This window comes from Moorena sp. SIO4G3, assembly GCF_010692305.1.
In the GTDB taxonomy this organism is placed as follows: Bacteria; Cyanobacteriota; Cyanobacteriia; order Cyanobacteriales; family Coleofasciculaceae; genus Moorena; species Moorena producens_A.
In genome coordinates this window covers 1-9,123 of sequence record NZ_JAAHIG010000348.1, presented here as the reverse complement: position 1 = coordinate 9,123, position 9,123 = coordinate 1, and the positions used below count along the sequence as shown (strand labels likewise).

7 protein-coding genes are annotated in these 9,123 nt (G+C 43.0%); 4 read left to right on the top strand and 3 right to left on the bottom strand.

All coding sequences use genetic code 11. The features are described 5' to 3' along the window. On the bottom strand, positions 1–246 hold a 246-nt coding region (locus tag F6J99_RS36030; protein WP_293120408.1), incomplete at its 3' end, for a family 1 glycosylhydrolase. Positions 247–676: 430 nt separating this feature from the next. Here F6J99_RS36030 and F6J99_RS36025 point away from each other — a divergent pair. Continuing rightward, on the top strand, positions 677–967 hold the full coding sequence (locus F6J99_RS36025; RefSeq protein WP_293120406.1) for a hypothetical protein: 291 nt from the start codon (positions 677–679) through the stop codon (positions 965–967). A 326-nt stretch (positions 968–1,293) separates the two neighbouring features. Next, positions 1,294–1,680: an Hsp20/alpha crystallin family protein gene (locus F6J99_RS36020; protein WP_293120404.1), complete on the top strand. Its 387-nt coding sequence runs from the start codon at positions 1,294–1,296 to the stop codon at positions 1,678–1,680. 222 nt (positions 1,681–1,902) lie between these two features. On the opposite strand, the gene F6J99_RS36015 is transcribed toward F6J99_RS36020, so the two are convergent. Then, positions 1,903–5,109: an aminotransferase class I/II-fold pyridoxal phosphate-dependent enzyme gene (locus tag F6J99_RS36015; RefSeq protein WP_293120402.1), complete on the bottom strand. Its 3,207-nt coding sequence runs from the start codon at positions 5,107–5,109 to the stop codon at positions 1,903–1,905. A 137-nt stretch (positions 5,110–5,246) separates the two neighbouring features. After that, positions 5,247–6,899 carry a Ppx/GppA phosphatase family protein gene (locus tag F6J99_RS36010; RefSeq protein WP_293120400.1) on the bottom strand — a complete coding sequence of 551 codons (1,653 nt, stop codon included), beginning with the start codon at positions 6,897–6,899 and terminating at the stop codon, positions 5,247–5,249. Positions 6,900–7,073: 174 nt separating this feature from the next. On the opposite strand from F6J99_RS36010, the gene F6J99_RS36005 reads away from it, so the two are divergent. Further along, complete coding sequence (locus F6J99_RS36005) at positions 7,074–7,955, top strand: 4-hydroxybenzoate solanesyltransferase (RefSeq protein WP_293120398.1); 882 nt, start codon at positions 7,074–7,076, stop codon at positions 7,953–7,955. Between the two features lie 488 nt (positions 7,956–8,443). Beyond that, the gene (locus F6J99_RS36000; protein WP_293120396.1) at positions 8,444–8,875 is read left to right on the top strand and encodes a hypothetical protein; all 432 of its coding nucleotides are present in this window, start codon (positions 8,444–8,446) and stop codon (positions 8,873–8,875) included. The last annotated feature ends 248 nt before the right edge of the window (positions 8,876–9,123 follow it).

The following is a 9,123-nucleotide window of genomic DNA, read 5'->3' as shown; positions in this document are numbered from 1 at the left end:
GCGATAATCCTTGATCCCTAGTTTGACCATCAGCTCTATATCTTCTTTGTAGCGATGGTAGTGGTCACAAGCGACCGCACCGGTATCATCGTTAAGTATTTTTCCAGGGGTACCACTGAAGGTATCCCAAACACTAGGTTTGCGTCCTCCTTCACTTACTGCTCCTTCAATCTGATAGGAAGCGGTGGCTACTCCCCATATGAAGTTGTCTGGGAATTGGTAACTGATTCGATCGCTGTTAGTCATTAGTGCTTTGTTATTAAGACAGGGAGTTACGTACTAGCTCATCCCACCTACTTGAGTGGTGGGACAAGTTCACCTATCCCCAATCAAAGAAGAATCTTAACAGGAATGATAACTTTTGATCCACAGCTTCTCAGGAATTGAGTAGGTTCCCCAAAGGGGTTGCAACTCCCCTGCCACTGAGCCGAAATCACTGATATATCAAGCCAGGTAGCTTAAGGCGGATCAATTTAAGTGACCACCTGTAGCCCTTAACAAGTCACCAACCACCCGGCTTTATGATCCAGATTCACAGACCTTTACCAAGATTTTTAATGAAAATTTAAGATTTTTGACATTTTCGGTTATCGACAGGGATTTCGCCTAAGGTAGAAAGTGCCAAGTCATACTTTGGCTTTGGCTTTCAAGTCACCTGCTTATGCGGTTAAATTTTATGAGCATTTTGCCAAACTTTCTCCGTTCTTTGGTAATAACAATCCTTCTGAGCTTTATGGCTCCAGTGGCACTAGTTGTTGGTTTACTGGCAGTATTTGGTATAATAGGATACATTCCGGGCTTGACAGGGTTTGGTCTTACTGCCACAACTGAGCTATTGAAATTTTTGACTATTTTTGGTAATGGATCCCCAATTCAGGGAGTATTAGTGATTGCTTTTACCTGTAGCCTAGTTGGAGCATTATTTGACCTCTACGCCTGCGCCCGCTACCAAAACCTGAATGACTAAGTAGAATCGTAATCAAATTCGTTAAAATTCCCCTGAGGTATTGGGGATATGGTTGAGATTGAAATTATCTATTATTTATATCTGTACGGAAATTATCCTAATGGTTTAGGAAGGGAAGCGAACTCCAAGACCTTTTCGGCGTTGATAGATTGATAACAGATTAAATAAAATCATCCAAGCGGTGACGTTTCGCTAACCGTTAAAAATCCTAAGTATGGGTGAAAAAAGTGGATCTAAACCGCAAGGATATGTCAATAGACGGAGGTTAGATTATGGGACTTATTCCTTGGTAACCTTTCGGATAATTCACTAACTTACAACGGTAAATGAATCGGCTATTTGATGAATTCACCCCATTTGAATATCCTGGTCTTAAGGGAACAAGTTTTATGCCAGCGGCAGAACTGCAGGAGACAGCAGAAACCCTTGAATTAAAGCTTGAGATTCCTGGGATAGACTCTAAAGATCTCGATATTCAGGTGACAGAGCAAGCTGTATCTATTAGTGGTGAGCGTCGGTCTGAAACTAGTACTGAAGAAAATGGGATGACACGCTCAGAATTCCGTTATGGTAACTTTCAGCGGGTGGTTCCCTTGCCAAAACGGGTTCAACACGATCAGGTCAAGGCTGATTACAATAATGGCATCTTGAGCTTGAGTTTGCCGAAAGCAGAATCAGAAAAGCAAAAAGTCTTCAAAGTTAATCTCAGTTAGTGTTGGGGTTAATAGTCTAGTTTAATTAGCGGATAAATTGCTGGTTTTATCAGCGGATTTTTCTGGCTAAGGATTAGGTAAAACCAAAATCGTGTAACTAAAATTGATAAAGATTTACAGGAAAATCTTTACTGAAAGACTTGACCTGTCAATCTTTTTTAAGCCTTCAGCTATTAGCAGTTAGATTCAAGGTAAGATGGAATAACCTTTGTAAGTGGCTACTTAAGCTAGGTCGGTATAGGGAGTATATCTAGACTCATAAGCTGCCTCTTGACCGTAGGAAATTTCTACATGGTGTCCATCAGGATCCCTGAGGTAGGCTGCGTAACCAGTTGGAGGACCATAATCCTTAGGTCCCTCAAGTAAGCAACCCTCTTTGCGAGCAAGTTTGCAGAGCTGATCCACTTGTTCACAACTGACACAAGCAATACCAATATGACTCGGGGGCAAGATTGGCTTGGCCTCTTCTTCCTCAAGTAGAGCTAGCGCAAAGGGTCTAATGTTGTCGGACATCCAAACTGTACCTGGTTCTACGCGCAAGCGCACTACTGACATCTGACCGTACTTGGCGTAGAAAGCAATACTGGCATTAAGGTTCGTAACAGCTATAGCTAAATGAGTGAAGGCTGTTGTTTTAGTCATTGCAGATCCTGTAGTTTTATTGAGACTGTCTAAAGCATCTTGAGTAAATACGGGTAATCCAAAGTCAGGTCGATAACCCTGAATGACATCAGGAGCAAGCTGCTTCATTAGGAAGACTATCGCCCCAGTTACAACTTGACCAGGAACTAAAATCGGGAAAGCCGGTGGGGTAGGAATAATGAATGTAGATGAAACCAGTTCTCGCCCAGATGCCATTATCTCATCTATTTCATTGTCTAGCTTGAGGTATTCTATTTTTTCTTCGTCCAAACCCAGGAAGTAGGCGCTCCGCAGGTCCCCTTGCCTAGTTGCCGGGTGAGAACGGAAGCCGGAGTAAAACTCGCTGAAATGAGGCAAAGAAGGCAAATTCAGTGTTAGGTGTTGCAGCTTGTTTTCAAATAATTTAATTTCCACTTGATTGTATTGGCGCAATTCCTGCTCCAACCCCTCAGCAATTTTATGTAGGCAATCAAGCAAATATGTTACGGAACCCCAGGTTGTCCCGATATTAGTCATTAATAAAACCGTATTGAGGGAAACCTTGTTAACCTGAATATTAAACTGTTCCATCAGTACAGAATTTTGGAAAGTATAGCCATCGATTCCTGTCTTGCCAATGTACAAAGTCAGCCGCGTGGGGTCGAGAACAAATTCATCATCCTCCCAGGCTTGCTCGATACGCTGGAACTCTACTTCTGGATCTTCCTGAGTTTGGTAACGTTTCAGACCTGATGGGCGATAGGTTTCGGGAATCAACTCTTCAGGAGTAAGTATCTTGAAGTATTTTCCTAGCAATGGATGAGTGTTAACCTTCTCCCGCACTACCATTGCCATATCAATCTGGGAATGAACCAATTTGAAGCCTTCCAAATCAACTTGTCGCCGCGCTAAATCCAGAGAAGCCAGAATTTGGTAATTGGGGGACGTGGTGGTGTGGGTCATGTAAGCCTCTAGAAAATCAATTTCCGACCTACGGTTGAACTCCTCGTCCCAGATGTGAATCATGGATGATTGACGCAGCCCAGACAGAGATTTATGTATTGATTGGGTTGAGTACACCCGAATCTTGACTTGATCTGGATCGGGTAACAGGCGCTGGTTCAGCCAGGTGTGATCATCCTCTGGATCAAGCCGATCAAATTGTTCCTTAAAGGCTGCATACTCCTTTCGGTATTGGGGACTGTGATAGCGAGTATGAAGTTCTGTGGCAGCTTGCATTGCTGTACGTTCTCGATAGGTTGAGGTGCAACGAGCAAAGGCAAACCAGGCTTCGTCCCAGAGGAAAACTAGATCTGGCTTGATTGCCAGTATTTCTTCCATGACTCCCTTAACGTTGTAAACAATGCCATTAAAGGTACAGTTTGTCAGTAACAGCATCTTCACCTGCTCCAATTGCCCCTCGCCCTTGAACTTGAGCAATTGTTGCTTGATTTCCTTTAAAGGGATAGCACCATAGATACTATATTCTTTGAGGGAATAGGCATTGAGGTAAAGGGGTTGAGCACCTACTAAGACGATGCCGTAATGGTGAGATTTGTGGCAATTCTGGTCAACCAAGACAATATCACCTGGGGTTAAAATTGCTTGCACAACAATTTTATTGGCAGTTGAAGTCCCATTAGTCACGAAAAAAGTTTGCCTGGAACCAAAGCTTCTTGCTGCTAAACTCTGAGCCTCTTTAAGGGTACCAGTGGGGTGCAATAATGAGTCTAAGCCTCCACTGGTTGCTGAAGTTTCTGCTAAAAAGAGATTTTGACCGTAGAACTCTCCCATGTCCTGAATCCAATCAGACTTAAAGATGGAATTTCCCCGGGAAATGGGCATGGCATGAAATACCCCTGTGGGTTCTTTGCTGTAATTTCTTAAGGCATCGAAGAAAGGGGTTTCGTAACGTTTTTCGATGCCTTGAATAATACTTAAGTGTACTTCAAGATAGTCTTCCTGGTTGTAGAAAACGCGGCGGAAGTTCTGATTCGTCTCAGCATCCACATCAACCACAGATACATCGCTCAACAAGTATAAATCCAACTCTGGACGTAACTTATGTATAATCGCACCTAAAGTAAGACCTCTCGGTTGGTAATATTTCCCAGCTAATTCAGCTTGTTCTAACCCACTCATGTATTCTTCGAGCAGTGACAAACGGTTGTTTGAGCGCAGAGGAAAGTCGTAGCCGATAACACAGCATTGAATGCTATGATTCAACATCAAAGCTGTTAGGGCATCTTCAAAGTTAGAAACAACGATGATCTGATAAATAAACTTGTCTTTGTCCGAGGCTATTTCTGCCAGTTTTTGGCGTAATTCTTTTTCTTTTTCTGGTGTTATGTCGTCTTCGATAAATAAGACGGTGAAATCGAGTTGATTAGAGTTTTGATTGTACTTATCGACTGATATAATTTGCTGTCCATCTTTCTGTTCGCTTGCAAAAATCTGATCCATGTATGCTTGGGCATACAGTTCAGCACGGCTAGACATCAAACGTATAATTTGAGTCACTTCCCAGGAAAGTCGAGAATATTCCTGGCGCTCAAAGTGCTGCTGCAATCGTCGAAATGCATTTATCCCTGGAAATTTCCAGTAGAGCTCGAGGGGTTCGAGAATTTTGAACCCAGCTGCAATTTTTTCCTTTAAGGTCGAGATATCCTGGCCACTGGCGTGAAGAGATTGCAAGCGATCTGTTGACAATTTCAGTTGGCTCCAGATATCAACACGCATTGGTAAGGTATTTTTATAAGTGCTGATATACAAGCAATCAAGAATGCGAGTACATGAGTTTTTGGACACAGTTAGATTGGATTTAGTGATTACGTCGGTTGTCTATAAATTTGTATTATAGCGTTGTAAGCATATGCGCTACGCGCATATGCTTACGAATTGGGAATTGATAATTTATCAATGGCTGAGAGCTGAATGCTGAATGCTTAATAATGCTGACTACTCTTGGATGCCAAACTCGCCACCACTTTAACTCCAAATTCCTCTTCAAATACCGATTTTTTATAATCCAAATTCCACAGTTCCAAAGCACAATCATCATTAGCAAAAGCTGGCACTAGATCTAGATGAAGTGCTTTATCATCGGATCGATAATCCGACTTAACTTGCCGAATTGCACCAATCTGTCTACGGTCTAAAGCAATAGCTAAGCGTAACAAAGCACTAAGCTGACTCACCAACAGCCGATGCTCTTGATTGGCCAGATTATTGTAATTCTCATGCTTTTTCTTAGGAGGGCTCTTGCGATGGTAACGAGCCAGATTAGCAATGATTTCAATTTCTGGCTCCAGAAAGCCCAACAGTTCAGCATTACGAATTAAGTAATAAGAATGCTTGTGGTGGGAGGAATGACTCACATACACGCCACAGTTGTGTAAAATTGCTGCTGCCCAAAGTAATTCCCGTGCCTGTGTTCCCCAATTGTGCAGTTTTCCTTGGGTTTGGTCAAATAAGCTCAGGGCAAAGTTAGCCACCCGCTGACTATAGTCCAGGTTGACCTGATATTTCCCGGCCACTGCGATCACACTCCTTTCCCTGACCTCATCTTGGTAGCGTAGCCGGTCTTCAATCAAGCCATGGGTAAGCATCCAGTCAACGATTAAGCCTTCCCGGAGTGATCGTCCACAAATTATGATCGACTCCATTCCCAGAAGCTTCATAGCTTCTAATAAAATGATTGCCCCAGCAACAATAATTTCTGAACGCCTCTCGGACATCTCTGGCAGGGTTGAGCGTTCAGCCAAACTCATAGCAGCTAAGCGCTTGAGCATTTTTTCCAAATCTTGACGACTAAGCTCATAACCCGTTAGGGGATTAGGTAACATACCCAGATTCTCATAGGCGTGCATCTTGGCTAGGGTCTCAATAGTGCCAGATGTCCCCACTAAACGAGGGTATTCACTGAGTTTCAGGTTAGCCTGGATGTCCTCAACAGCTCGCTCTAACATTCCCCTGACATAGGCTTGCAAATAGAGAAACTCACTTTGGCTGATCGGGTCTGTAGTGACAAACTCCTTTGTAAGACGAACGGCTCCTATTTTTGTGCTACTTAGGGAACGAGGGTTGTGACTATCCGCGAGGATCAATTCCGTTGAACCACCGCCAATATCAATAATGATATGGGGCTGGTTGTTGAATTCCATAGCTGACAACACACCTAGGTAGATGCGTCGTGCTTCCTCCTGACCAGAAATTAGGTTGACCAATAAACCCAATTCTGTATAGACCTGGTGTAAAAAAGCCTGGCCATTCCGAGCTTCCCGCACAGCACTGGTTGCTACAGCAACGATGTTTTCAGCATTGAGGCTGGCTGCCATTTCCTTGCAGCGTTGTAGAGTTGCGATCGCTCTATTCATGGCTTCGGGGGTCAACTCACCAGTTCGGGGGTTGCAATTCCCTAACCTGACCGTGTCCTTTTCTTTACCAATAATCGTGAATGCCGGAAGTTTAGGGTCAATTCGCACCACCACCATGTGAATGGAATTGGTACCAATATCGATGGCAGCAATAATGCGCTCTTGCTCTTTGTCAGGAGTGGAAACATGAAGGAAAATGTCTTGGGTCAGTGAGTTAACCATATTGATGTATCCTGCTTACATATATCAGCCCGAAACCTATGAATAACGATATCTTTAAGGAGAATAACAAAAAATAGGCACTATCTCCTATAGAGAAATTCCTCTGATTCGAGGAAACAATCCGAAAAATTACCTACAAACAAAATTACTCACAAACGAGTCACCATTCCTGCTATGATTACCCAGCCAAACCCCAATCCCATACCCACCTGGCTAGCCATTATGCGACTGTTGCGATGGGACAAGCCAACTGGACGATTGATTTTAATGGTGCCAGCACTGTGGGCAGTTTTTTTAGCAGCCCAAGGGAAACCACCGATTCCCCTGGTTGCTGTGATTGTTCTTGGAACTTTAGCCACCAGTGCTGCTGGCTGTGTAATTAATGACGTTTGGGATCACAATATTGATTCCCAAGTGGCGCGAACTCGCTCACGCCCTTTGGCATCCAAAGCCCTATCGGTCAAAGTTGGTGTAGTAGTTGCCTTAGTTGCTATGGTCTGCGCTGGGGTGATTGCTCTGTATCTTAATCCTTTCACCTTTGGGCTTTGCGTGGCCGCTGTACCAGTAATTGTGTTTTACCCATCTGCCAAGCGAGTGTTTCCTGTACCGCAACTGGTTATGGCCATTGCTTGGGGTTTTGCTGTACTGATTAGTTGGAGTGCCATTACTACTACTCTAGAACCAGCTACCTGGTTACTCTGGGGAGCAACAGTACTTTGGGCATTGGGATTTGACACAGTCTATGCCATGCCAGACCGGGAGGATGACCAGAGGATTGGGGTGCGCTCTAGTGCCTTGTTTTTCGGTAAGTATGCTGCTGATGCCGTAGGTGTGTTCTTTGCTGGTACTGCTAGCTTGCTTGCTGGCCTCGGGGTTGTGATGGATCTCCAACTGGGCTTTTGGTTAGTGCTAGCGATCGCGACAGTAGTCTGGATTTGGCACTATACTAGACTACGAAAGCCCAATCATCCCACATCTGTCTATGGAGAGATTTTTCGCCAAAATGTCTGGATTGGCTTTGTGCTACTGGCCGGGATGATTATTGGTACTCATTAGGGACTTGCGTCAAAAAAAAATACCAATTAAAGTAGGGTGGGCGAAGTAATCTCATAAAAGTTGCTAGTTATTCTTAGAAAGAGTAGCTATTGATACCAACAATTGAAAATTGAGTATCTAGGGATACTACTATTTGGTGTGTGGAAGGAATTTTGAGGTATTTTTTTGATAATTACCCACTGATAACTAGCAACTAGCTAATCTAATCTAGAATACTCAACAAAACTAAACTTTTTTTGCCTGCCCTACAAGCTAAAAACTTGTATTGTGTTTCTTAGCTAGTCTTTTAGTCCTTTGAAAATTGCTAACAGTTAATTGTTAATTAAAAACAGTTAATTGTTAATTTTTAATGCTCTGTTTTGCCTTTTGTCTGCAAGCCTTTTGCCTAATGTTTGTTTCAGCAAAAAGATGGGAAACCTAGTAATGTGCAATTGTTAAAATAGTCCGAATGAGCTCATCTGGGCTAATTTTTGTAGAGGTTAAAAAGCATGAACATCAAACGATACCAGCTATCAATTATCAGTGCCTGTTTGTTTGCTCTCGTCAGCCCAACGGTGGGTTATTCCCAAGAAACTGAGACTATCCTCCAAAAACCTGGAACTATTTCTGAAGAAGCTGAAACTATCCCTAAAGAAGCTGAAACTATTCCTCAAAAACCATTGACTATCCCTGAAGAAGCTGAGACTATCCTCCAAAACGCTGAGATTGGCTATACACCTGAGTTTGTCAATTTTTACATGGGGCAATGTGTTGGCACTAAGGGCTCAGAGGCTCAGGCATTTTGTCAGTGTACCATTGATAAAATACAAGAAAAATACCCCTATGAAGAGTTTCTAAGTATTGGTCTAGAAATTACTGGTGGTGCAGAACCTCCTGAAGATTTCAATAAACTGATTAAGTCCTGTGAAGCTGATAATTAGTAATTAGGTAAGCTATCAGCGATTAGCGGGGAGCATGTCAACTTTGTAATTAGGTAGATAGATCCCCCCTAACCCCCCTTAAAAAAGGGGGGAATTAGATTGAAAAGTCCCCCTTATTAAGGGTAGGGCTGTTTCAAACTTTAATAAGTTAACGATTATTGGAGATAGGGGGATAGGGGGATAGGGGGATAGGGAAATAAACTAAAATTTCCCGAAAAATCCGCCAATTTAGTCATTAAAATCTGACA

Coding starts and splice junctions, on each gene's coding strand:
- F6J99_RS36025 (WP_293120406.1), top strand. CDS start 677: ATGAGCATTTTGCCAAACTTTCTCCGTTCTTTGGTAATAACAATCCTT.
- F6J99_RS36020 (WP_293120404.1), top strand. CDS start 1,294: ATGAATCGGCTATTTGATGAATTCACCCCATTTGAATATCCTGGTCTT.
- F6J99_RS36000 (WP_293120396.1), top strand. CDS start 8,444: ATGAACATCAAACGATACCAGCTATCAATTATCAGTGCCTGTTTGTTT.
- F6J99_RS36010 (WP_293120400.1), bottom strand. CDS start 6,899: ATGGTTAACTCACTGACCCAAGACATTTTCCTTCATGTTTCCACTCCT.
- F6J99_RS36005 (WP_293120398.1), top strand. CDS start 7,074: ATGATTACCCAGCCAAACCCCAATCCCATACCCACCTGGCTAGCCATT.